Genomic DNA, 21,817 nt, shown 5'->3' with positions numbered 1-21,817 from the left:
CAACTGGCCCGCCGCGCAATGCGTTGCATGCATCCAACGCGATCCGGCCATGCGGGGCTGCGCACCTTCGGGTTTGAGCTAGGACAAGATCGGCCACGTCCGCCCCTGATGCAATACAGCTACGGGATTTGCCCCGGGCTACTCCAAGACTCTCCATCATGAAAAGAACTCTGCTCGCCGTTGCTGCCGTTTGCGCCCTGTCGTCGGGTGCCGCGTTTGCGCAGCAGGCCGAAGGCCCCTGGATGGTGCGCGTGCGCGCCGTGAATCTGGACAGCGCCAACAAGGACAGCACGGGTCTGGGTCTGTCGATCAACAACAAGTGGATGCCCGAACTGGACGTGTCCTACTTCTTCACGCCCAACATCGCGGCCGAGCTGGTGCTGACCTACCCGCAAAAGCACGACCTGCGTGCCAACGGCCTGGGCCAGATCGGCAGCCTCAAGCACCTGCCGCCCACGCTGCTGGCGCAATACCACTTCACCAATTTCGGCGCCTTCAAGCCCTACGTCGGCGCCGGTGTGAACTACACCCGCTTTTCGAGCGTGAGCTTCAACCCTGCCGTGCAGGCCGCGCTGAACCCCTCGATCAAGAAGAACAGTTTCGGCGGCGCGCTGCAGATCGGTTTCGACTACGCGCTGGACAAGAACTGGTCGCTGAATTTCGACGTGAAGAAGGTCTTCATTGAAACGGACGTGAGCTCCGCCGGCACCAAGGTGGGCACCTTCAAGGTGAACCCGGTGCTGGTCGGTGTGGGACTGGGCTATCGCTTCTGATCTCCGGATCATGAGTGAGGCACGCGCTGCTTCATCCGGCAGCGCGTAGTGAGGCAAGGATGGGTACTTGGTCCGGTATGCCGTTCGCGGCATACCGGATTTTTTTCGTCCGAACCGGCGCTTTCGCCTGCTGCGGACATGCTGCGGCGCACCACCGGACAGGTCACGAAAAAATCACGCGCGGGGGAAACTGTCCTACCCGCATGCCATGGGCAGGCGCCTAGGCTGGTGCCTCGGCCTGCCGGTGCGAGTCTTGCGAGGCTCGCTTGCCGTTTGCAGGCGTCAGTCACCATTGGCTGTCCGCCCCTTGGCGACCGCGCCCTGCTGCAAGCCGGGATGCGGCATTCACCATGCTGCGGCGGGCGGCGCACAACGCGAGGCCCCCACCATGCTGTCTGCCCACGATTCGACCGTGTCTTCCTCTGCCCTGGCATCGCGCGCCCAGCGCGTGCCGCTGCCTTTGCCTTCGGCGCCGCGTGCGCCCGCCCAGGGCGGCAGGCGCGAGGCGGCCCCGGAATGGGCGGACCACGCACTGCGCGCGACCCGCGCCGAACTGCAGCACGGGCTGATGCAGCCCCAGGCCCAGGTCTCTCCCAAATACCTCTACGACGCGCGCGGCTGCGACCTGTTCGAGCAGATCACGCGGCTGCCCGAGTACTACCCCACGCGCACCGAGGCCGCCATCCTGGCCGACTCTGGCGCCGCCATGGCCGAGGCCCTGCGCGGCAGCGAGGTGCTGATCGAGCTGGGCGCCGGCAATTGCGAGAAGGTGCGCGCCCTGTGCCGCAGCCTGCGGCCACGGCATTTCGTGGGCGTGGACATTGCGGGCGCGTTCCTGCGCCAGTCCGTGCGCCGGCTGGCCGAGGAATTTCCGCAGCTGCAGACCCATGCCGTCACGGCCGACATCACCGAGCCGCTGACCCTGCCGCCCCATATCCCGCAGGCCGGGCGGCTGCTGTTCTATCCGGGCTCGTCCATCGGCAATTTCGACCCGGTACAGGCCCAGCGCATGCTGGGCCAGATGCGTGCCATGGTCAACGACGACGGCGGCCTGCTGATCGGCATAGACCTGCCCAAGTCCACGCAATGGCTGGAGCCCGCCTATGACGATGCCCAGGGCGTGACGGCGCGCTTCAACCTGAACCTGCTCAGCCACGTCAACAGCCTGCTGGGCAGCGACTTCAACCCGGACGACTGGGAGCATGTGGCCTTCTTCAACGCCGAGCATTCGCGCATCGAGATGCACCTGCGCGCGCGCCGCCCGCTGATCGTGGGCTGGCCGCAGGGGCTGCGGCATTTCTCGGCCGGCGAGACCATCCACACCGAAAACAGCTACAAATACCCGCTGCCCGAATTCCTGGGCATGCTGGCCTGCGCGGGCTTCGGCCCCTGCCAGGTCTGGACGGATGAGCGCCAGTGGTTTGCCGTGATCCATGCCCATGCGTGAAATGCCCGCCGTCTTCCGCTGGGTGCAGCGCTACGAGGCCGTGCGCCAGAGCACCGTACTGCTGGCCGCGCCCCTGTCGGCCGAGGATGCCTGCGTGCAGTCCATGCCAGACGCCAGCCCGGCCAAATGGCATCTGGCGCATACCACCTGGTTCTTCGAGACCTTTGTGCTGGCCGAGCACGCGCCCGGCGTGCCGCCCTTCGATGCCGACTTTCGCGTGCTGTTCAACTCCTACTACCAGCAGGTGGGCGAGCGGCATCCGCGTGCGCAGCGCGGGCTGCTGACGCGCCCCTCGCTGGCGCGGGTGCTGGCCTACCGCGAGGCCGTGGACCAGCGCATGCTGCAGATGTTCGAGGACTGGGGCACGCAGCCGCCTGCGCGGCTGGCCGCGCTGCTGGAGCTGGGCCTGCAGCATGAGCAGCAGCACCAGGAGCTGCTGCTGACCGACATCAAGCACCTGCTGTCCTGCCACCCGCTGTGGCCTGCGTACCGAGCGCAGGAAGAGGGCGTGCCTGCGCCGCAAGAGCCCGATGGATTGCCCCCGCCGCTGCAGTGGCTGACCGTGCCGCGCGGCATGCATGCCGTGGGCCATGCGGGCGAGGGCTTTGCCTTCGACAACGAGCGCCCGCGCCACGAGGTGTTCCTGCAGGGCTGCGAGATGGCGCAGCGGCCCGTGAGCAATGCCGAGTTCCTGCGCTTCGTCAAGGATGGCGGCTATGCCCAGCCGCAGTGGTGGCTGGCCGAAGGCTGGGACTGGCGCTGCACGCAGCAGTTGGAGCACCCGTGGTACTGGCGGCGCCAGGCCGGTGGCGTGATGGACGGCATGTGGCAGGAATTCAGCCTGCATGGCGCGCTGGCGCTGGACGGGCGCAGGCCCGTCTGCCACCTCTCTTACTTCGAGGCCGATGCCTATGCGCGCTGGGCCGGCGCGCGCCTGCCCACCGAGGCGGAATGGGAGGCGGCCCTTGCCGCGCAGATGGCGCAGCGCCCGCAGCACGGCGAGCCGCCCGGCCCCGTGCACCCGCGCGCCATGCAGACCGGCAGCCATGCGCTGGGCGAGGTCTGGGAGTGGACCCAGTCGGCCTACACCGCCTACCCGGGCTTTGTGGTGGCCGAGGGCGCGGTGGGTGAGTACAACGGCAAGTTCATGGTCAACCAGTACGTGCTGCGTGGCGGCTCCTGCCTCACGCCGCCCGGCCATGCGCGCGCCAGCTACCGCAATTTCTTCCCCACCCAGGCGCGCTGGCAGATGACCGGCCTGCGGCTGGCAAGGGATCTGGCCTGAGCCTGCCCGTGCCGCGTTGCCTGGCATTGCATCGCGCGCCGGCGCATGCAGTAGCATCGTCGGCCTCAATGATCCGAGGGAGTTCCATGTTGTTGCGTTCGCTTGTTCTTGCCATGCCGCTGTCCCTGGTCCTTGCCGGCTGTGCCACTGCGCCGCCCCAGGCACCGGCGCCCAGCCAGCCACAGGACCAGCCCCGGCCCGAGGTGCCCGCCAAGGCCCCGGCCGATGCGCCGCACGCCGAACCCGAGGTCGCCAACCTCACGCCCCTGCCCAGCCTGCTGCTGATCGGCGAAGACGCTGCCGGCCGCTACTACTCCATGGTGGCCAAGGCCACCTTCACCATCGAGACCGATGGCCGCCTGAGCCTGGCCGACCAGGGCGGCGGCCACGGCGGCGAGCCCGTGGCGCCCCAGGCCGACATGCAGGACCAGAGCATGTCCACCGAATGCAAGCCCTATGGCGCCGTGGCCAACCAGCGCACCACCTGGTTCCCGTACACGGGCGTGTTCGTGCGCGGCGGCACGCTGGTTGGCGCCAGGGCCGACGGTGCGGACGTGGCCGCCAAGGCGCTCACCGAGCATGAAGGTGCCCAGATGCTCTACACGGGCAAGGATGCCGACGCCACCGAGTACTACTACGCGCCCTGCGTGGGTGCGCAGCGTGTATCCACGGGCTGGCGGCTGGACCGCTACCTGCCCGACGGCGGGCAGCTGCGCGTGCGCGCCGATGCGCGCGGCAAGGGCCAGACACTGGAGCTGAAGATTCCCAAGCCCTTCGCGCCCTTCGTGCTGGTGCGCTACCAGTCGGGCGCCATGATTCCCGTGCCCATGCGCGCCGTACTGGCGACGGTGGACCTGGCCGAGCGCCGCGTGGTGATGCAGTACCAGGGCACCTATGCCGTGGAGCCTGCCATCCGCAAGATGGAGCTGCGCCTCATCGTGCCCGGCAGCCGCCCGTCCGAAGGCGAGACGGCCGCGCGCCACGCCGAACGCACCCAGGCCCAGCTGCGCGACCTGGCCCGCTGCGCCCCGCCCAAGGGCCATGCCATCGAGCCCTGCGCCAACCCGCAACGCACGCCCGATCCACTGATCTTCTACTCCTCGCAGCAAGTGCGGGAGCGCGCCAAGCGGCGCTGACAAGCCAGGGCCTGCCTGCAAGGGCCGGGCCGCCGCGCAGTCCGGCCCGCCCTTGCGCGGGAATCAGACCTTGGCCAGCGCCTGCTCCAGGTCGGCCAGCAGGTCGCTGATGTGCTCGATGCCCACGGACAGGCGCACCATGCCTTCGGTCACGCCGGCCTTGGCAAGCTCCTCGGCGTCCAGCTGGCGGTGCGTGGTCGATGCCGGGTGCGTGGCCAGGGACTTGGCGTCGCCGATGTTGACCAGGCGCGTGAACAGCTGCAGCGCATCCAGGAAGCGCGCACCGGCGGCGCGCGTGTCGCTGTCGCCGCTGCCGTTCTTGAGGCTGAACGAGAGGATGCCCGAGGCGCGGCCGCCCAGCTGCTTCTTCACCAGGGCGTGATCGGGGTGGTCCTGCAGGCCGGCGTAGCGCACCCATTCGATCTTGGGATGCTTTTGCAGCGTCTCGGCGATCTTCTGGGTGTTCTCGCAGATGCGGTCCATGCGCAGGGCCAGCGTCTCGATGCCCTGCAGGATGAGGAAGGCGTTGTGCGGCGACAGTGCGGCGCCGGTATTGCGCAGCGGCACCACGCGCACGCGGCCGATGTAGGCGGCCTCGCCCAGGGCCTCGGTGTAGACCACGCCGTGGTAGCTGACATCGGGCTCGTTCAGGCGCTTGAAGCGTGTCTTGTGCTCGGCCCAGGGGAACTTGCCGCTGTCCACGACGGCGCCGCCCACGCTGTTGCCGTGGCCGCCCAGGTACTTGGTCAGCGAGTGCACGACGATGTCGGCGCCGTGCTCGATGGGGCGCAGCAGATAGGGGCTGGGCACGGTGTTGTCCACGATCAGCGGCACGCCATGGGCGTGGGCCACGTCGGCCAGCGCGCGGATGTCGGTGACATTGCCCAGCGGGTTGCCGATGGACTCGATGAAGATGGCCTTGGTCTTCTCATCGATGTGCTGGGCAAAGCTGGCCGGGTCGCGCGGATCGGCAAAGCGCACCGTGATGCCCTGCTGCGGGAAGGTGTGGGCGAACAGGTTGTAGGTGCCGCCGTAGAGCGTGCTGGCCGAGACGATGTTGTCGCCGGCCTCGGCAATCGCCTGGATGGCATAGGTGATGGCGGCCATGCCCGAGGCCACGGCCACGGCGGCAATGCCGCCTTCCAGCGCCGCGACGCGCTTTTCCAGCACGTCGGTGGTGGGGTTCATGATGCGCGTGTAGATGTTGCCGGCCACCTTGAGGTCGAACAGGTCGGCGCCATGCTGGGCACTGTCGAAGGCGTAGGCCACGGTCTGGTAGATGGGCACGGCGGCCGACTTGGTGGTGGGGTCGGGCGAGTAGCCGGCGTGGACGGCCAGGGTTTCGATGCGCATGGAAGATTGCCTTTCTGGTGACGGCTTACGCAAGAAGGGCACGGGCGGGCCATTTGCCATGGGGAGCGGCGCGTTCCCGCATCCTGTTTGCGTAAGTCCTGAGGTTTTACTAGCGGAGGACGGTTGGCATTGTGGCGTGCCGGCCTCCGGTGCCCAACGATGCGTTGGTTACGAACATATACGCCGCAGCCCGGTTGCTCCTCTGCCACGCGCAGATATGCCCGGCCTGCCATCGCCAGAACCGTGAGTGAATGTGTATTTTTGTTAACGACGTGTTGTAACGTGACCTGATCGCTAGACTCCATCAGGGAGTTGATGGTGACGTTGACAGCAAGACATCTTCTGGCGCTGGCGGTGCCCCTGTGCACCTTGCTGCTGGCCGGCTGTTTCTATGTCTGCTGGCGGCATCTGCGTGCCCGGCGCGAGTTGCGCAGCATGTCCTTCGCCTTCACCGGCTTCAGCCTGGCGCTGCTGCTGCAGATCCTGGAGCGGCCTGCGGCCGTTCCCGTCAATGCATTGACGACGGCCGCGCTGCAACTGTGCGCGGCCTGGTTCATCACCGAGGCCATGGCCATACGCCAGGGCGTGCGACCGGATGCACCGCTGGCGGCCGGCTTTGGCGGCGCGGTGCTGGTGGTGCTGGGCTACTACGCCTGGGCCGTGCCCGATGCCCAGGCGCGCCAGCATGTGCTCAATTTCGGCCTGGGCCTGCAACTGGCCCTGCCGCTGTGGCGGCTGCCACGCAGGCATCCCTGCACAGGCTGGGACCGGCTGCTGCTGTGGGTGTTCGTGGTCTTTGCGCTGAGCTTTTTCGTCCGCACGCTGTGGGTGACGCCGCGTGCTGCTTCGGTATCGGCCAGCGCAGCCGGGGAATGGCTGGGCATTTCTTCCTCGTGGATGGCGCTGCAGCTGAGCCTGCTGGTGTTCGGCCTGCTGTTTGCCATGCTCTTCCTGGCCGCAGCGGTGCGCGACACCGTGCAGGAGCTGCACGAGGAGCGCGACCGCGATCCGCTGACCGGGCTGCTGAACCGGCGCGCCTTCAAGGAGGCCGTGCAGCGCCGGCTGGCCGAGCAGCCGCAGCTGTCGGCCGCCGTACTGGTGTGCGACCTGGACCATTTCAAGCGGGTCAACGACGGCTGGGGCCATGCGGCGGGCGACGAGGTGCTGCAGCGCTTTGCGCGCCTGCTGCTGCGCAGCACACGCCAGCAGGACCTGGTTGCACGCTTTGGCGGGGAGGAGTTCGTGGCCCTGCTGCCGCACGCCGACCCGCTGGCCGCGCAATGGATCACCCGGCGCATCCAGACCCAGCTGCGCCTGATGGGCTTCAGCGCGCTGCCCGACGAGATACGCATCACGGCCAGCTTTGGCGTGGCCTGGATGGCCCAGGGCCAGACGCTGGAGCAGGCGCTGGCGCGTGCCGACGCCATGCTCTACGAGGCCAAGCGCGCAGGCCGCGACCGGGTGCGGCTGGTGCCGCAAGAGGAAGATGCCTAGCCAGGGCTTGGCTTGCCCGGTGTGACCGGCGCCTGCAGCAGGCGTGGGGTGCGGGACGGGCGTGGCGATGAGCGCGGGGCGCTGGACTCGCGCGGTACATGTGGCTCATGTGGCTCATGCGGCTTGTGCTGCTCGTGCGATACATGCGGCTCGTGCGACACATGCGGCTCGCGCGGTGCGTCCTGCTCGCGTGGCGCGTGGGGCCTGCGTGGTCCCCGCGGGCCGCTGGAGCTGCCGGGGCCGCGGGGGTCAGGCGCAGGCCTGGCGGGCCTGGCGGGGCGTTCGGCCACGGCCGGCTGGCGCTGTTCCCAGGCGGGCAGGGCGGCATGCACCATGGCGGCGCCGTGGGCGTCGTTGGCCGCGTAGTGGCGCTGGGCCAGGCTCAACTGCGGTGCAGCCCAGTTGGAGGTGGAGATTTTCTTGGACTTGTGGAAGTTCTGCCCCAGCACCAGGGCCACGGCCGCGCGCACGCCTACCGAGCTGGCATAGCCGTGGCGCTTGAACACGCGGTCCAGGTCGATCACGTTGTGCAGCGCAACGCCCAGGCGCGCGGGCAGCGCGCTGCGGTCATGGTCCAGGCCGAAACCGGCCTTGCAGATGGACTCGCTGGCCAGCACGTCGGCCGCAAGCGCGCGTGCCTGCGCATGGTGCAGCTGCAGCAGCCAGGCCTGGTCGCAGGTGGCCAACTGCACCACATGGGGGCCGGTGTCGGTCTGGTGGGCGTGGAACAGCGGCTTGCTCTCGGTATCGAAACCGAGCACGGGCGCCGCCATCAGCGCGGCGCGTGCGGCCGCGAATTCGGCGTCGGTGGCGGGCACGTGGATGCAGCGCTCGGGCAGGGCGGCAAAAGGTGGCAGCAGGCGGCTGTCATCCTTGCTGGGAGCGTGCAGGCGGGGCATGGGAAAAGAGGGGGAAGCCGAGGCAAGCCGTCAAGTATGCCTGCACTTGCATGCCCCTCAGGCACCGGGTTTTTATCCCCGGTGCGTGTGGACGGAGTTGTGGAAAACTCCGGGTGTAACTTGCCGAATCCGCGCCCTGCAAGGCTTTCCACGGAATGCCTAAAAAATCAGCGCAGTGGCGAAAGGGCGTCGAATAAGGGTATTTGCGGATGGCTGCGCCGGACCCCGATGCAGGGTCCGGCGGCTGTTTCAAAAGGTGTCTAAAGGCCTTGATCGTTGAAGACCGGCACCCGCTTTTCCAGGCCGGCGCGCACGGCCTCGGCCTGGTTGGAGCTGCCCAGCAGGGCCTGCTGCTCCTGCGCCTCGGCCAGCAGGATGTCTGCGGGAGAAGCGGTTTCGCTGAGCTGCATCAGCCGCTTGGACGCGCGTATGGCGTGCGGGCTGCTGGCCGCGATCTGGCGGGCCAGGTGGCGCGCTTCCTCCAGCGGCGCAGCGCTCACGCGCGTGGCCAGGCCCAGGGCCACGGCCTCGGGGCCGGACACGATGCGGCCGGTGTAGACCAGCTCGCGCAGCACATCGCCGCGCACCAGCGGCGCGGCCAGCGCGCAGCCGGCCATGTCGGGCACCAGTCCCCACTTGATTTCCATGATGGACAGCCGCGCATCATCGGCCACCAGGCGGATGTCCGCACCCAGCGCCAGCTGCAGGCCGCCGCCGTAGGCCACGCCGTGCACGGCGGCGATCACGGGAACGGGCAGTTCGCGCCAGCCCCAGCAGATCTGCTGGAAGCGGTTGGCCATGCCGTGCGTGCGCGCAGCCAGGTCCGTCATGTCCGCCGTCTGCTGGCCGTCGGCAATGCCGGCCATGCTGCCCATGTCCAGGCCCGCGCAGAAGGCGCGCCCTTCGCCATGCAGCACCACGGCGCGCAACCCGGGCGTGTCCCGCAGCCGCGCCAATGCGTCGATCAGGGCGTCGAACATGGCGGGGTCCAGCGCATTCATCTTGTCGGGCCGGGCCAGGGTCACCTCGGCCACGCCGTGGTCCACCGATATGCGCACGCGTTCTTGGCTCATGGCTTGTCTCCTTGTGTCTATGCGGTTCTTTGCTGGCGGTCGGCCGCGTTGCGCGATTCGATGGCGCTGCGCGCATTCGCCCAGTCCTGGTCGCTCCAGCTGGCCAGCCCGGCGAAGTTGCCGCCCGTCGCCTGGTATTGTCCGCCGTCTATGGCGATGGTCTGTCCCGTCAGGTACTCGGCCTGGCGGCTCATGAGGAAGACGGCCAGGTTGGCCAGCTCGGGCATGCGGCCGTTGCGGCCCATGGGGTTGTCGGCACGCACATGCTCGCCGCCCTGCGGGTTCAGCCGCGCGCTCATGCCTTCGGTGGGGAACAGGCCCGGCGCGATGGCGTTGAAGCGTATGCCCCGGTTGCCCCATTCCACGGCCAGCGACTGCGTCATGGCATGCACGCCCGATTTGGCCATGGCCGAGGGCACGGTGAAGGCCGAGCCGTTCCAGACCCAGGTGGTGAGGATGGACAGCACGCTGGCCTTGCGGCCCTCGGCCAGCCAGCGGCGGCCGCACTCCAGCGTGAGGTTGAAGCTGCCGCGCATGACGATGTTGGCCACGGCGTCGAAGGCGCGCATGGACAGGTCCTCGGTGCGGCTGACGAAGTTGCCGGCCGCGTTGTTGACCAGGCCCGTGAGCGCGCCGCCGTCGGCCCAGATGGCCTCGATCATCTGCTCTACGGCCTCGGGCTGGCGCACGTCGCAGGCATGGCCCACGGCCCGGCCGCCGTGCTGCTGCATCAGCTCCTGCGCTGTCTGCTCGACCACGGCGCCGCGCCGGCCGCACAGGTAGATGTCGGCGCCCATCATGAGAAAGGCCTCGGCCATGACGCGGCCCAGGCCGGTGCCACCGCCAGTGACGAGGATGCGTTCGCCCTTGAGCAGGCCGGGCTTGTAGATGAGGTCGTCGAGGGTCATGGCTGCTGTCTCCTGTGCTGCCGGGGAAGGGATAGGGGGACTGCGGCAGCGCTTGGCGCCGCCAGGGGATCAGAGCGTCAGAGCACGCGCGAGATCACTTCCTTCATGATTTCGCTGGTGCCGCCGTAGATGCGCTGCACGCGCGCATCGGCGTACATGCGGGTGACCATGTATTCGTTCATGTAGCCGTAGCCGCCATGCAGCTGCACGAGTTCGTCGAGCACGCGGCCCTGCGCTTCCGAGCCCCAGAGCTTGGCCATGGAGGCCGTGGCCGTGTCCAGCGTGCCGGCCACCAACTGCTCCACGCAGCGGTCGATGAAGGCGCGGCTCACGGTCAGCGTGGTGGCCACCTCGGCGAGCTTGAACCGGGTGTTCTGCATGTCGGCAATGGCCTGGCCGAAGGCGCGGCGCTCGCGCACGTAGGCCAGCGTGGCCTCGTAGGCGCCTTCCATGCAGGCCAGTGCGGCCAGGCCGATGATCAGCCGCTCGTAGGGCAGGTCGCCCATGAGTTGGTAGAAGCCCTGGCCTTCGCGCCCGCCCAGCAGCGCGTCCTGCGGCACGGTCACGTCATCAAAGAAAAGCTCCGAGGTGTCCTGGGCCTTCATGCCCATCTTGTCCAGCACGCGGCCCACGCGAAAGCCCGCGCAGTCCCGGGTCTCCACGATGAGGATGGAGGTGCCGCGCGCGCCCTGGGCCGGGTCGGTCTTGCAGACCACGAGGATCAGGCCGGCCAGCAGGCCGTTGGTGATGAAGGTCTTGCTGCCGTTGATGCGGTAGCGGCCGTCCCTGAGTTCTGCGCGCGTGCGCACGCCCTGCAGGTCCGAGCCCGCGCCGGGCTCGGTCATGGCGATGGCGCCCACCAGCTCGCCGCGCGCCATGGCGGGCAGGTACTTGCGCTTTTGCGCCTCGGTGCCATGGTTGAGCAGGTAGTGGGCCACGATGGAGTGCACGGAGTTGCTCATGCCCGAGAGGGCGCGGCGCGCCATCTCCTCGTGGATCACGGCCTCGTGGCGGAAGTCGCCGCCGCCGCCGCCGTATTCCTCGGGGATGTCGGTGCACAGCAGGCCCAGCTCGCCGGCGCGGCGCCAGATGGCATGGCCCACGTTGCCGCGCTGGCGCGCGGCCTCGTCCTGGGGCTGCATTTCGGTTTCCAGAAAGCGCACGGCGGTGGCGCGCAGGCTTTCCAGCTCGGGGGTGCTCCAGGAGCGTGTCAGTTGCAGTGGCATGGCGTGGCCTGGTGGTTCGTGGGGGTCAGTTGATGCGGCGTTCGCGGCCCTGCCAGTAGGGTTCGCGCAGCTGGAATTTCTGCAGCTTGCCGGCGGCCGACAGCGGCAGCTCGGCGCGGAACTCCACCGAGCGTGGGCACTTGTAGCCCGCGATGCGTTCGCGGCAGTGGGCGATGACCTCGGCCTCGGTCAGCGGCTGACCCTCGCGCGCGACGATCACGGCGTGCACGCGCTCGCCCCAGCGTTCGTCGGGCACGCCGATGACGGCGCACATGGCGACCTGGGGCAGCTGGGCGATGGCGTTCTCGACATCGGCCGAGTACACGTTCTCGCCGCCGCTGACGATCATGTCCTTGAGCCGGTCCACGACGAAGAGGTAGCCGTCGGCATCCAGCCGGCCCATGTCGCCCGTGTGCATCCAGCCGTCCTTGAGCGCGGCGGCTGTCTCGGCAGGTTTGTTCCAGTAGCCCTGCATGACCATGGGGCCGCGCGCCGTGATCTCGCCCACCTCGCCGGGCGGCAGCTCGCGGCCCTCGCCATCGACGATGCGCACCTCGGCAATGGTCACGGGCCGGCCGGCCGCTCGCAGCAGGCGCTCACGCTGCGGGCCGGGGCGGTGCTCGGCCGGGCCCATGGACACGATGGTGGGCGACAGCTCGGTCATGCCGTAGGCCTGGGCGAAGTCGGCGCCGGGCAACGCCTGCATGGCGCGCTCCAGCAGGCTGGCGTCTATGGGCGCCGCGCCATAGAGCATGAGGCGCAGGCTGGACAGGTCGAACTCCGCCAGGCGCGGATGCTCGATCAGCCGGCGGATCATGGTGGGCACCAGGAACAGCTCCTTCACGCCGTGCTGCTGCACGCCGGCGAGGATGGCCAGCTCGTCGAAGGCCGGCACGATGACCTGGGGCACCAGGCGCTGGGCCATGAGAAGGGCCAGGCCGCAGCCGGCCACATGGAACATGGGCGTGACCACCATGCCCACCTTCACATGCTGGCGCGGCACGTTGCTGGCATTGGACAGGGCGTTGATGAACAGGTTGTCGTGGCTGAGCATCACCCCCTTGGGCCGGCCCGTGGTGCCGCCTGTGTACATGACGGCAGCCAGGTCGTTGCCGCTGCGCAGCGCGTCGGCGCAGGGCGTGGCGGCGGCCAGCAATTGCTCGTAGTGCAGCGCGCCTTCGGGCGCGGCGCCCGTGCCGCAGAACACCACGGTGCGCAGGCTGGAGGACAGCTCGCGCAGCCGGGGCACCAGGGGCGCGAAGGCATCGTCCACGAAGAGCACGCGCGTGTCGCAGTCGTCCAGCGAGTAGGCCACCTCGTGCGCGCTCCAGCGGATGTTGACGGGGTTGACCGCGGCGCCCACCCACCAGCAGCCATAGAAGTATTCAAGGTAGCGGATGGAGTTCAGGCCCATCATGCCGACGCGGTCGCCGGGCGCCACGTCCAGCGCCCGCAGCAGGCCGGCACAGCGTTCGATGCGCTGCGCAAGCTGCGACCAGCTGGCCTGCTCTTCGCCGCAGATGGCCGCCGTGGCACCGGCCTTTTCGCGGCGGCCCTTGTGGATGGCCTGGGTGAGATACATGGGCATGGGGTTTCCTCAGGAGCGGGCATTCCAGGCGGCCAGCGTGTCTTGCAGGCTGGCGGCGCGCGGGGGGCGGGGCTGCTCGGGCACGCTGCGCGAAAAGCGCGGCGCCGGCGCGGGCTGGAGCACGCCACCGGCCTCGGTGAACGTGGCGCGCGCGCGGTTGTGGGCGTGCTGGGGCGCCTCGTCCCAGTCGAGCACGGGGGCGAAGCAGGCATCGCTGCCTTCCAGCAGCTCGCACCACTGCTGGCGCGTGCGCGTGCGGAACACGTCGGCCAGGCGCAGCTTGAGCAGGGGCCAGCGTGCGGCGTCCAGCTGCGCGTCGAACAGCGGGTCCTGTATGCCGCAGCGCTGGCGCAGCTCGGCGTAGAACTGCGGCTCGATGGCGCCTATGGCGATGTATTTGCCGTCGGCGCAGGCATAGGTGTCATAGAAGTGCGCGCCGCCGTCCAGCAGGTTCTCTCCGCGCTGGTTGCTCCACTGGCCCTTGGCCTTGAAGCCGTACATGAAGGCCGACAGCAGGGCCGTGCCATCGGTCATGGCCGCATCGATGACCTGGCCCCGGCCGCTGCGCCCGGCCTCGTGCAGGGCGGCCAGCAGGCCCACGGCCAGCAGCATGCCGCCGCCGCCGAAGTCGCCCACGTAGTTGAGCGGCGGCACGGGCGCCTCGCCCGCGCGGCCGATGGCGTGCAGCGCGCCGGAGATGGCGATGTAGTTGATGTCATGCCCCGCCGCATGCGCCAGCGGCCCGTGCTGGCCCCAGCCCGTCATGCGGCCGTAGACCAGGCGCGGGTTGCGCGCCAGGCAGGGCTCGGGCCCCAGGCCCAGGCGCTCCATCACGCCGGGCCGAAAGCCCTCGATCAGCAGATCGGCGCGTGCGATCAGCGCCAGGGCCGAGGCCTGGCCTTCCTCGCCGCGCAGGTCGATCTCGACCTGGCTGCGGCTGCGCGTGGTGATGTCCTGTGCATCGACCGGCGTGCCGGGCCGCGCGATGCGCAGCACCTCGGCACCCATGTCGGCCAGCAGCATGGCGCAGAACGGCCCCGGGCCCAGGCCCGCGAACTCGACAACGCGCACGCCTTCAAGCGGTCCTGGCATGGAGGTCTCCTTTCAGGCCGTGGGCAGTGGATGGTTCTTGTACTGCTCGCGCAGCTTGGTCTTTAGCAGTTTTCCCGTGGCCGTGTGCGGCAGCTCGGCCACCTGCAGCACGTCGTCGGGCAGCCACCATTTGGCGATGCGCGTGGACAGGAAGTCGAGCATGGACTCGCGGCTGACGCTGTGGCCTGCGCGCGGCACCACCAGCAGCAGCGGCCGCTCCTGCCACTTGGGATGGGCCACGCCGATGATGGCGGCCTCGGCCACGCCGGGATGGCCCATGGCGGCGTTCTCCACGTCGATGGAGGAAATCCACTCGCCGCCCGACTTGATCACGTCCTTGGCGCGGTCCACCAGCTGCAGGAAGCCGTCGGCATCGATGGTGGCCACGTCGCCCGTGGTGAAGAAGCCTTCCTCATCGACGGGCGAGCCGCCTTCGCCCTTGAAGTAGCCGCTGGCGATCCAGGGGCCGCGCACGCGCAGGTGTCCCCGGGCCTGGCCGTCCCAGGGCTGGGGCCGGCCGTCGTCGTCCACGATCTTGAGGTCCACGCCCCAGACGCCGCGCCCCTGCTTGAGCTTGACCTTGACCAGTTCCTCGCCCGACAGCGCGTCGTGCCGGGGCAGCAGCTTGCTGACCACGCCGATGGGGCTGGTCTCGGTCATGCCCCAGCCCTGCACGACCTGGGCGCCGAACTGGTTCTCGAAGCGCTCCAGCATGGCGCGCGGCACGGCCGCGCCGCCGATGCCTATGCTCTTGACGCCCAGCGCGCGCGGGTCGATGTCGGGATGCGCATCCAGGTACTGGAACAGCATCAGCCACACGGTGGGCACGCCCTGCGAGAAGGTGACCTTCTCGTCGCGCATGAGCTCGTAGACGCTCTGGCCGTCCAGGTGAGGGCCGGGCAGCACCAGCCGTGCGCCGGCCATGGCCGCCGCATAGGGCGTGCCCCAGGCGTTGGCATGGAACATGGGCACGATGAGCATCACGGTCTCGCTCGCGTTCAGGCCGAAGGTGTCGGGCGCCAGCTCCATCAGCGTGTGCAGCACGGTGGAGCGGTGCGAGTACAGCACGCCCTTGGGGTGGCCCGTGGTGCCCGAGGTGTAGCACAGCGAGGAGGCCGTGCGCTCGTCGAACTCGGGCCACTCGAAGTCCTCGCTCTGGTTGCCCACCAGCTCGTCCCAGCAGTGCAGGTCGGGCAGGTCCAGCGCGGGCATGTGCTCGCGCGAACTCATGCAGACATAGGTGGTGACGGTCTTCAGATGCGGTGCGAGCTTTTCCACCAGCGGCGCGAAGGTCACGTCGAAGAACAGCACCCGGTCCTCGGCATGGTTGGCGATGTATTCGATCTGCTCGGGAAACAGGCGCGGGTTGATGGTGTGCAGCACCGCGCCGCTGCCCGAGACGCCGAAGTACAGCGCCAGGTGGCGCCAGCTGTTCCAGGCCAGCGTGCCCACGCGTTCGCCAGGCTGCACGCCCAGCGACTGCAGGGCGTTGGCCACCTGGCAGGAGGCGCGGCGCATGCCGGCCCAGTCGGTGCGGTGCAGGCCACCGTCCCGAGTTTCCGGCAGGCGCGAGACGATCTCGGTGTGCGGGTGAAAGCGCGCCGCATGCTCGATCAGCGACGAGATCATGAGCGGGCGGTCCTGCATCAGTCCTTGCAAGGCGGGCATGGGGTGTCTCCTGTCGTTGTCCTGAAGGCCGGGGTCATTGCACGGGCGCGTAGCGGCTGCCGTCGAAGCGCACGAGCTGCATCTTCTTGATGGGGAAGAAATCGTCCCCACCGGTCTGCAGGCTGATGCCCGGGTAGAGCATGGGCAGGTCCATCTTCAGGCTGGAGGCCTGCTTCATGATGTTGGCGCGCGTGAGCTCGTCGCCGGCCTGCCTGAGCACCTGCACCAGGGTCTGGGCCTGGGAGTAGCCGATGACGTTGAGCGAATCGTTGGGGTCGCCGGCCGGGTAGAACTGCTTCATGAAGGCCAGGTAGCCGGCCAGCTCGGGCGTGCCCTGGTTGGTGGGGTCCGAGGGCTCGCGCAGGTAGCTGGCTGTCATCACGCCGCGCGCGTTGTCCAGGCCCGCAGGCTTGAGCACCGAGCTGATGGACAGCGAGACGCTGACCAGGTAGTGCGCAGGCTTCCAGCCGATGTCGGCGGCCTTGCGTATGGACTGGGCCGCGAACTTGGGCGTGCTGATGTTGATGAAGGTGTCCGCCCCCGAGCCCTTGAGCGCCACCATCTGGCTGTCCACCGTGGGGTCGCCGACCTCGTAGGTCTGCTGCACGACGATGCGCTGCTTGGCCTGCTCGCCAAAGCCGTCGAGCACGCCCTTGAGGTAGTCCTTGCCGAAGTCGTCGTTCTGCATCAGGACGGCCACCTTGGCCTGGGGCCGCGTGGCCAGGATGTGCTGGGCGAAGGTGCGGCCTTCGAGCTGGTAGGTGGGCTGCCAGCCCATGGTCCAGGGGAAGTTCTTCGGATCGCCCCAGCGTGTGGCGCCCGTGGAGACGAACAGCTGGGGCACCTTGCGCTGGTTCATGTAGCGATGCACGGCCTGGTTGTGCGAGGTGCCCAGCGCGCCGAACATCAGCAGCACGCCGTCGCGCTCGACCAGCTTGCGCGTCTGCTCCACGCTCTGGGCGGGGTTGTAGGCGTCGTCGGCCGAGAGGTAGGTGACCTTGCGGCCGTTGATGCCGCCCTCGGCATTGATCTTGGCGAAGTAGGCCGCATGGGCCTTGCCGATGGTGCCGTAGGCCGACACCGGGCCCGAGTAGGGCACGAAGTTGCCGATGCGGATCTCGGTGTCGCTGGCGCCGGTGTCGTACTTCTTCTGGGCCTGGGCTGGCGCCTGGGTGATGGCCGGCAGGGCCAGCGCCAGGCAGGCGATCAGGGCCCAGGGGCCCCGGGCGATGGTGTTGCGCATGGTTGTCTCCTGGCTTGCGGGCGCCGTGCCCGCTTTTCTTGTGGTGGCCGGTCCATGGTAGGAACCGGCCCGGCGCTCGCCCATCGTCGATTCCGACGAATGCATGTGCGGGCGCAGCAAGGTGTGTCGGGAAGGTGCGTCGGGAAGGCGCGGCGGTCAGCCCGGCTGGCGTGGCGCGAACACGGGCTCGCGCTTTTGCATGAAGGCCTGCACGCCCTCCATGAAGGCCGGCGCGCCCACCAGCTCGCGCTGGCGTTCGGCCTCGTAGTGAAGCTGCTGCTCCAGCGTGGAAGCGGCTGCGTGGTCCAGCGCGCGGCGGGCTTCCAGCACGGCGCCGGCCGGCAGCCGCGCCAGGCGTGCGGCCGTGGCCAGGGCCTGCTCGCGCAGGGCCTCGTCGTCCACGCAGGCCCAGACCAGGCCCCAGTCGGCAGCCTGCTGCGCGCCCAGCCTGTCGCCCAGCAGGGACAGGCCCATGGCGCGCGCACGGCCCAGCCGCCGCTCGATGAACCAGGTGGTGCCCAGGTCCGGCACGATGCCCAGGCGCGGCAGGAAAGGCAGGTAGAAGTAGGCCGAGCGCGCCGCCAGCGCCACATCGCCAGCCAGGGCCAGGCCCACGCCGGCCCCGGCTGCCGCGCCGTTGATGGCGCAGACCACGGGCACGGGCAGCTGCTGCAGGTCCAGGATGAGGCGGTTGGACAACTGCTGCATGTTGTCGGCCGTCTGCGCGCCCAGCGTGCGGCCATCGGCCTGGGCCCCGCCTTGTGCCCCGCCTTGTGCGCCGCCCATGGACGACAGGTCCGCGCCCGCGCAAAACCCCCGGCCCTCGGCGGTGAGCACCAGGGCGCGGAGGGAGGTGTCCTCGCGCACCTCGGCCAGCAGTTCGCGCAGCCGCACCTGCAAGGGCCTGCCCAGCGGATTCATGCGGGCGCTGTCCTGGAGGACGATGAGGGCGATCTCGCCGTTGTCGTCGTTGTTGCCGTGGCGTTCCATGCGGACGGCCGGACTGGAATTCATGGGGGACTCCTGTGGGTGGGGATGGAAAGTCAGGCACGCGGCCGCTGCCGGGGCAGGCGCCGGCCCGGCCGGCCCAGCCGGTGCAGCAGGCCCATCACGCCGCCGGGCATGGCGAACATGAAGACGATGAGCACGGTGCCGTAGACGGCCCAGGGCGCGGCCTTGGAGACCTGCTCGGCCAGCCCCGGGATGAACATGATGAACAGGGCGCCGAACAGCGCGCCCCACAGCGTTCCCACGCCACCCACCACCACGCCCACCAGCAGCGAGATCGACAGGAACATGGTGAAGGAGTCGGGCGCCACGAACTGCACGGCAATGGCCGACAGCGCGCCGCCCACGCCCGTGTAGCCGGCCGAAATCGCAAAGGCCATGGACTTGCAGTGCGCGTTGTCCACGCCCATGGCCTCGGCTGCCATGGCGTGGTCGCGGATGGCGCGCAGCGCCAGGCCGCTGCCGCTGTCTATGAGGTTGCGCGCCATCCAGAACAGCAGCGCCGCCACGGCCAATGCATAGAGGTAGAACCACTGGTCGGCATCCAGCGGCAGGCCCCAGGGCGCCTCGGGCTTGGTCAGCACGATGCCGCCCACGCCGCCGGTCCAGGCTTCCAGGTGGCGGTACTTGAGCAGCTGGGGCATGGCCACGCCCAGCGCAAAGGTGGCCAGCGCCAGGTACAGCCCTTCCAGCCTGAGCGCGGGCCGCCCGAACAGGTAGCCCGCCGCCAGGCTCACCAGGCCCGCTGCAGGCACGGCCAGCCAGTAGGCCAGGCCCGCGCGGTCCATCAGGATGCCCGCCGCATAGGCGCCTATGGCGAAGAAGGCGCCATGGCCCAGCGAGATCTGGCCGCTGTAGCCCGTGAGGATGTTCAGCCCCACCAGGGCCACGGCATAGGCCAGCACCATGGTGGCCTGGAACAGCTGGTAGCCCTTGGCCACGAAGACCAGCGAGCAGGCCGCCAGCGCCAGCGCCGCGATCAGTACCGTGCCCAGGGGCAGGGGGCGGCGCGCGCTGGTGGCGGCGACCAGTGCGTCAGACGAGGAGGCGGATCGTGTGGACATCATTGTTCTCCAGGGCGTTGGGCACAAAACTGGCGTGGCCCAAAAGCGAGGATGTCGTCCCCCTCCCGCGTAGCGAGAGAGGGGGCGCCGTGCAACGGGAAGCGGCGTAGCCGCTCAGGGGGAACATTGTTCAAACCCTCCTGACGACCTTGCGGCCCATCAGCCCGGCCGGCCGCACGATGAGAACGCCCACGATCAGCACCAGGGCCACAGAAAGCTTGAGTTCGGTGCCGACCACGTAGCTGCCCACCAGGTTTTCGAGCACGCCCACGATGAAGCCGCCCAGCACGGCGCCCGCGGGGCTGTCGATGCCGCCCAGCAGCGCGCCCGCAAAGGCATACAGCAGCACGCCGCTCATCATGTGCGGATCGAGGAAGACCACGGGCGCCACCATCATCCCGGCCACCGCGCCGATGGCGCCGGCCAGGCCCCAGCCCAGCATCAGCATGCGCCCCACGGAGATGCCCACCAGGCGCGAGGAGGCCGGGTTCTGCGCGGCCGCGCGCATGGCCAGCCCCAGCGGCGTGAGCCGGAAGAAGGCAAACAGCAGGGCCACGATGGCCAGCGCCACGAAGATGGTGCCCACCTCGTGGGCCGACATCAGGGCGCTGCCATACCAGGCGTCGGCCGGGAACGGGCTGGGAAACTCCTTGATTGTGTAGCCGAAGATCCAGCCGGCCAGGCTGTGGAAGACGATCAGCAGGCCGATGAAGACCACCACCTGGGCCAGGTCCGCCGCCTTGCGCATGGGGCGGATGATGGCGAACTCCACCGCCGCGCCCAGCACGAAGGACAGCGCCACCGTGGCCAGGAAGGCCCACCAGTACGGCAGCCCCGCCTGCAGCAGCGCCCAGGCGATGAAGGTGGAGAACATGGCCATCTCGCCCTGCGCGAAATTGATGTGGTGCGTGGCCTGGTAGATCATGACCAGGGCCAGCGCCACGGTGGCGTAGATGCCGCCCGTGGCCAGGCCGGCCAGCAATTGGTGGATGAAGGCGTCCATGGCCGCTACTCCCCGAGATAGGCCTGGCGCACCGCGTCGTTGCGGCGCATGGCTTCGCTGGGGCCGTGCAGCACGATGCGGCCGGTCTCCAGCAGGTAGGCGCTGTGCGCCAGCTCCAGCGCCAGGCGCGCGTTCTGCTCCACCAGCAGGATGGTCGTGCCCTGTTCCTCATTGATGCGCCGCAGGATGCCGAAGATGTCGCGCACCACCAGCGGCGCCAGCCCGAAGGAGGGCTCGTCCAGCAGCAGCAGGCGCGGGCGGCCCATGAGGGCGCGGGCAATGGCCAGCATCTGCTGCTCGCCGCCCGACAGCGTGCCGGCCTGCTGGGTGCGGCGCTCGCGCAGGCGGGGGAAGTAGCCGAACATGCGCTCCATATCGCTGCCCACGTCGGCACGGGCAGCGCGCGTGGGCCGGGCCTGCGCGCCCAGGCGCAGGTTCTCCTCGGCGCTGAGCTGGGCGAAGGTGCCGCGCCCGTCGGGCACATGGCCCACGCCCTGGCGCGCGATGCGCTCGGTGCTGTGCCGGTCTATGCGTTCGCCGGCCAGGCGCACCTCGCCGCGCGTGTCCACCAGGTGGCGGCAGATGGCGCGCAGCGTGGTGGTCTTGCCCGCGCCATTGGCGCCCAGCAGGGCCGTGACGCGGCCTTCGGCCAGGTCCATGTCGATGCCGTCCAGCACGCGCACCGACCCGTAGGCCGCATGCAGTCCGCGGATTTCAAGCAGTGCCGGCATGCGCCACCTCCCTGTCCTGATCCTGTGGCTGCATGTCCGAACCCAGGTAGGCGCGGATGACTTCGGCATGGGCGCGGACCTCGCCCGGCGTGCCTTCGGCGATCTTGCGGCCGAAGTTCAGCGCCACGACCTTGTCGCTCACGCGCATGACCAGGCCCATGTGGTGCTCCACCAGCAGCACGGTCAGCCCCAGCCGGTCGCGCAGCGACAGGATCAGGTCGCCCAGGCCGGCCAGCTCCTCATGGTTGAGGCCGCAGGCCGGCTCGTCCAGCAGCAGCAACTGCGGGCGGCAGGCCAGGGCGCGCGCCAGCTCCACGCGCTTTTGCGTGCCGAAGGGCAGGTCGGCCACGCGGCGCTCTGCCACGCCCGTCAGGTCCAGCAGGGCCATCAGCGACTGCGCCTGGGCGCGGGCTTCTTCCTCGCGCCGGCGCACGCCGGGCAGGCGCAGGGCATCGCGCACAAAGCCGGCGTGCTGGTGGCTGTGCGTGCCCAGGCGCACGTTGTCGGCCACCGTCATGCTGGAAAACAGGGCCAGGTTCTGGAAGGTACGGCCCATGCCCAGCGCGGCCATGCGGTGGCGCGCCAGCGTGGCCAGCGGCTGGCCGCGAAAGCGGATGTGGCCGGCCTGCCAGGCATACAGCCGCGACAGGCAGTTGAACAGGCTGCTCTTGCCTGCGCCGTTGGGGCCGATGAGGCCGCAGATCTGGCCTGCCGCAACATCGAAACTCACGCCGTCCAGCGCGACGATGCCGCCGAAGCGCAGCGAAACGCCTTCGATGCGCAGCAGGGGCTGCGAGTCCTGGCTCATGGCTTTCCCTCCCCCCGA

19 protein-coding genes are annotated in these 21,817 nt (G+C 69.2%); 5 read left to right on the top strand and 14 right to left on the bottom strand.

The genetic code is table 11. From position 1 onward, the window contains the following. The first annotated feature begins 158 nt into the window (after window positions 1-158). From A4F85_RS05490 to A4F85_RS05475, 4 genes are all read left to right on the top strand, one after another. Window positions 159-773 carry an OmpW/AlkL family protein gene (locus A4F85_RS05490; protein WP_013801530.1) on the top strand — a complete coding sequence of 205 codons (615 nt, stop codon included), beginning with the start codon at window positions 159-161 and terminating at the stop codon, window positions 771-773. Window positions 774-1,161: 388 nt separating this feature from the next. Continuing rightward, window positions 1,162-2,220 carry an L-histidine N(alpha)-methyltransferase gene (gene egtD, locus A4F85_RS05485; RefSeq protein ID WP_063325889.1) on the top strand — a complete coding sequence of 353 codons (1,059 nt, stop codon included), beginning with the start codon at window positions 1,162-1,164 and terminating at the stop codon, window positions 2,218-2,220. After that, a complete protein-coding gene (gene egtB, locus A4F85_RS05480; protein ID WP_063325888.1) occupies window positions 2,207-3,505 on the top strand; it encodes an ergothioneine biosynthesis protein EgtB in 1,299 nt (432 codons plus the stop codon). Before egtD ends, egtB begins: the two co-directional genes overlap by 14 nt. An 86-nt stretch (window positions 3,506-3,591) precedes the next feature. Beyond that, a complete protein-coding gene (locus tag A4F85_RS05475; protein WP_063325887.1) occupies window positions 3,592-4,641 on the top strand; it encodes a hypothetical protein in 1,050 nt (349 codons plus the stop codon). A gap of 63 nt (window positions 4,642-4,704) precedes the next feature. Here A4F85_RS05475 and A4F85_RS05470 read toward each other — a convergent pair whose 3' ends face one another. Beyond that, entirely contained in the window at window positions 4,705-5,994 is a 1,290-nt protein-coding gene (locus A4F85_RS05470) for an O-acetylhomoserine aminocarboxypropyltransferase/cysteine synthase family protein (RefSeq protein WP_034395982.1), read from the bottom strand. Between the two features lie 315 nt (window positions 5,995-6,309). Between A4F85_RS05470 and A4F85_RS05465 the strand changes: the two genes are divergently transcribed. Beyond that, window positions 6,310-7,488, top strand: a complete 1,179-nt coding sequence (locus A4F85_RS05465) for a GGDEF domain-containing protein (protein ID WP_063325886.1) — start codon at window positions 6,310-6,312, stop codon at window positions 7,486-7,488. On the opposite strand, the gene A4F85_RS05460 is transcribed toward A4F85_RS05465, so the two are convergent. From A4F85_RS05460 to A4F85_RS05400, 13 genes are all read right to left on the bottom strand, one after another. Then, window positions 7,485-8,387: a 3'-5' exonuclease gene (locus A4F85_RS05460; RefSeq protein ID WP_063325885.1), complete on the bottom strand. Its 903-nt coding sequence runs from the start codon at window positions 8,385-8,387 to the stop codon at window positions 7,485-7,487. The genes A4F85_RS05465 and A4F85_RS05460 overlap by 4 nt on opposite strands. A 260-nt stretch (window positions 8,388-8,647) precedes the next feature. After that, the gene (locus tag A4F85_RS05455; protein ID WP_063325884.1) at window positions 8,648-9,460 is read right to left on the bottom strand and encodes a crotonase/enoyl-CoA hydratase family protein; all 813 of its coding nucleotides are present in this window, start codon (window positions 9,458-9,460) and stop codon (window positions 8,648-8,650) included. A 17-nt stretch (window positions 9,461-9,477) separates the two neighbouring features. Then, a complete protein-coding gene (locus A4F85_RS05450; RefSeq protein WP_063325883.1) occupies window positions 9,478-10,368 on the bottom strand; it encodes an SDR family oxidoreductase in 891 nt (296 codons plus the stop codon). Between the two features lie 77 nt (window positions 10,369-10,445). After that, window positions 10,446-11,594, bottom strand: coding sequence for an acyl-CoA dehydrogenase family protein (locus tag A4F85_RS05445; protein WP_063325882.1), 1,149 nt, complete (start codon window positions 11,592-11,594; stop codon window positions 10,446-10,448). 25 nt (window positions 11,595-11,619) lie between these two features. Continuing rightward, on the bottom strand, window positions 11,620-13,182 hold the full coding sequence (locus tag A4F85_RS05440; RefSeq protein ID WP_063325881.1) for a long-chain-fatty-acid--CoA ligase: 1,563 nt from the start codon (window positions 13,180-13,182) through the stop codon (window positions 11,620-11,622). A 9-nt stretch (window positions 13,183-13,191) separates the two neighbouring features. Further along, the gene (locus tag A4F85_RS05435) at window positions 13,192-14,274 is read right to left on the bottom strand and encodes a CaiB/BaiF CoA transferase family protein (protein ID WP_012206624.1); all 1,083 of its coding nucleotides are present in this window, start codon (window positions 14,272-14,274) and stop codon (window positions 13,192-13,194) included. A 12-nt stretch (window positions 14,275-14,286) separates the two neighbouring features. Further along, window positions 14,287-15,942, bottom strand: a complete 1,656-nt coding sequence (locus A4F85_RS05430) for a long-chain-fatty-acid--CoA ligase (RefSeq protein ID WP_047326793.1) — start codon at window positions 15,940-15,942, stop codon at window positions 14,287-14,289. Window positions 15,943-15,976: 34 nt separating this feature from the next. Continuing rightward, window positions 15,977-17,185: an ABC transporter substrate-binding protein gene (locus A4F85_RS05425; RefSeq protein WP_063325880.1), complete on the bottom strand. Its 1,209-nt coding sequence runs from the start codon at window positions 17,183-17,185 to the stop codon at window positions 15,977-15,979. A 156-nt stretch (window positions 17,186-17,341) separates the two neighbouring features. Beyond that, entirely contained in the window at window positions 17,342-18,199 is an 858-nt protein-coding gene (locus A4F85_RS05420) for an enoyl-CoA hydratase-related protein (RefSeq protein WP_063325879.1), read from the bottom strand. Between the two features lie 29 nt (window positions 18,200-18,228). Then, a complete protein-coding gene (locus A4F85_RS05415) occupies window positions 18,229-19,257 on the bottom strand; it encodes a branched-chain amino acid ABC transporter permease (RefSeq protein WP_013801544.1) in 1,029 nt (342 codons plus the stop codon). A gap of 130 nt (window positions 19,258-19,387) precedes the next feature. Next, entirely contained in the window at window positions 19,388-20,260 is an 873-nt protein-coding gene (locus tag A4F85_RS05410; RefSeq protein WP_063325878.1) for a branched-chain amino acid ABC transporter permease, read from the bottom strand. A 5-nt stretch (window positions 20,261-20,265) separates the two neighbouring features. Then, window positions 20,266-20,991 carry an ABC transporter ATP-binding protein gene (locus tag A4F85_RS05405; RefSeq protein ID WP_063325877.1) on the bottom strand — a complete coding sequence of 242 codons (726 nt, stop codon included), beginning with the start codon at window positions 20,989-20,991 and terminating at the stop codon, window positions 20,266-20,268. Then, window positions 20,975-21,799: an ABC transporter ATP-binding protein gene (locus tag A4F85_RS05400; RefSeq protein WP_063325876.1), complete on the bottom strand. Its 825-nt coding sequence runs from the start codon at window positions 21,797-21,799 to the stop codon at window positions 20,975-20,977. Before A4F85_RS05400 ends, A4F85_RS05405 begins: the two co-directional genes overlap by 17 nt. Window positions 21,800-21,817 lie beyond the last annotated feature (18 nt).

This window comes from Delftia sp. GW456-R20 (genome assembly GCF_001622915.1).
GTDB classification, from domain to species: Bacteria; Pseudomonadota; Gammaproteobacteria; order Burkholderiales; family Burkholderiaceae_C; genus Comamonas; species Comamonas acidovorans.
The sequence above is the reverse complement of the archived record's forward strand: the minus strand, read 5'-3'. Positions and strand labels throughout refer to the sequence as shown.

Excerpts from the sequence above, each read along its gene's own strand:
- A4F85_RS05400 (WP_063325876.1), bottom strand. The coding sequence starts at position 21,799 with ATGAGCCAGGACTCGCAGCCCCTGCTGCGCATCGAAGGCGTTTCGCTG.
- A4F85_RS05410 (WP_063325878.1), bottom strand. The coding sequence starts at position 20,260 with ATGGACGCCTTCATCCACCAATTGCTGGCCGGCCTGGCCACGGGCGGC.
- A4F85_RS05470 (WP_034395982.1), bottom strand. The coding sequence starts at position 5,994 with ATGCGCATCGAAACCCTGGCCGTCCACGCCGGCTACTCGCCCGACCCC.
- A4F85_RS05460 (WP_063325885.1), bottom strand. The coding sequence starts at position 8,387 with ATGCCCCGCCTGCACGCTCCCAGCAAGGATGACAGCCGCCTGCTGCCA.
- A4F85_RS05405 (WP_063325877.1), bottom strand. The coding sequence starts at position 20,991 with ATGCCGGCACTGCTTGAAATCCGCGGACTGCATGCGGCCTACGGGTCG.
- A4F85_RS05465 (WP_063325886.1), top strand. The coding sequence starts at position 6,310 with ATGGTGACGTTGACAGCAAGACATCTTCTGGCGCTGGCGGTGCCCCTG.
- A4F85_RS05445 (WP_063325882.1), bottom strand. The coding sequence starts at position 11,594 with ATGCCACTGCAACTGACACGCTCCTGGAGCACCCCCGAGCTGGAAAGC.
- A4F85_RS05435 (WP_012206624.1), bottom strand. The coding sequence starts at position 14,274 with ATGCCAGGACCGCTTGAAGGCGTGCGCGTTGTCGAGTTCGCGGGCCTG.
- A4F85_RS05490 (WP_013801530.1), top strand. The coding sequence starts at position 159 with ATGAAAAGAACTCTGCTCGCCGTTGCTGCCGTTTGCGCCCTGTCGTCG.
- A4F85_RS05415 (WP_013801544.1), bottom strand. The coding sequence starts at position 19,257 with ATGTCCACACGATCCGCCTCCTCGTCTGACGCACTGGTCGCCGCCACC.
- A4F85_RS05450 (WP_063325883.1), bottom strand. The coding sequence starts at position 10,368 with ATGACCCTCGACGACCTCATCTACAAGCCCGGCCTGCTCAAGGGCGAA.
- A4F85_RS05455 (WP_063325884.1), bottom strand. The coding sequence starts at position 9,460 with ATGAGCCAAGAACGCGTGCGCATATCGGTGGACCACGGCGTGGCCGAG.
- A4F85_RS05420 (WP_063325879.1), bottom strand. The coding sequence starts at position 18,199 with ATGAATTCCAGTCCGGCCGTCCGCATGGAACGCCACGGCAACAACGAC.
- A4F85_RS05425 (WP_063325880.1), bottom strand. The coding sequence starts at position 17,185 with ATGCGCAACACCATCGCCCGGGGCCCCTGGGCCCTGATCGCCTGCCTG.
- A4F85_RS05440 (WP_063325881.1), bottom strand. The coding sequence starts at position 13,182 with ATGCCCATGTATCTCACCCAGGCCATCCACAAGGGCCGCCGCGAAAAG.
- A4F85_RS05475 (WP_063325887.1), top strand. The coding sequence starts at position 3,592 with ATGTTGTTGCGTTCGCTTGTTCTTGCCATGCCGCTGTCCCTGGTCCTT.
- A4F85_RS05430 (WP_047326793.1), bottom strand. The coding sequence starts at position 15,942 with ATGCCCGCCTTGCAAGGACTGATGCAGGACCGCCCGCTCATGATCTCG.
- egtD (WP_063325889.1), top strand. The coding sequence starts at position 1,162 with ATGCTGTCTGCCCACGATTCGACCGTGTCTTCCTCTGCCCTGGCATCG.
- egtB (WP_063325888.1), top strand. The coding sequence starts at position 2,207 with ATGCCCATGCGTGAAATGCCCGCCGTCTTCCGCTGGGTGCAGCGCTAC.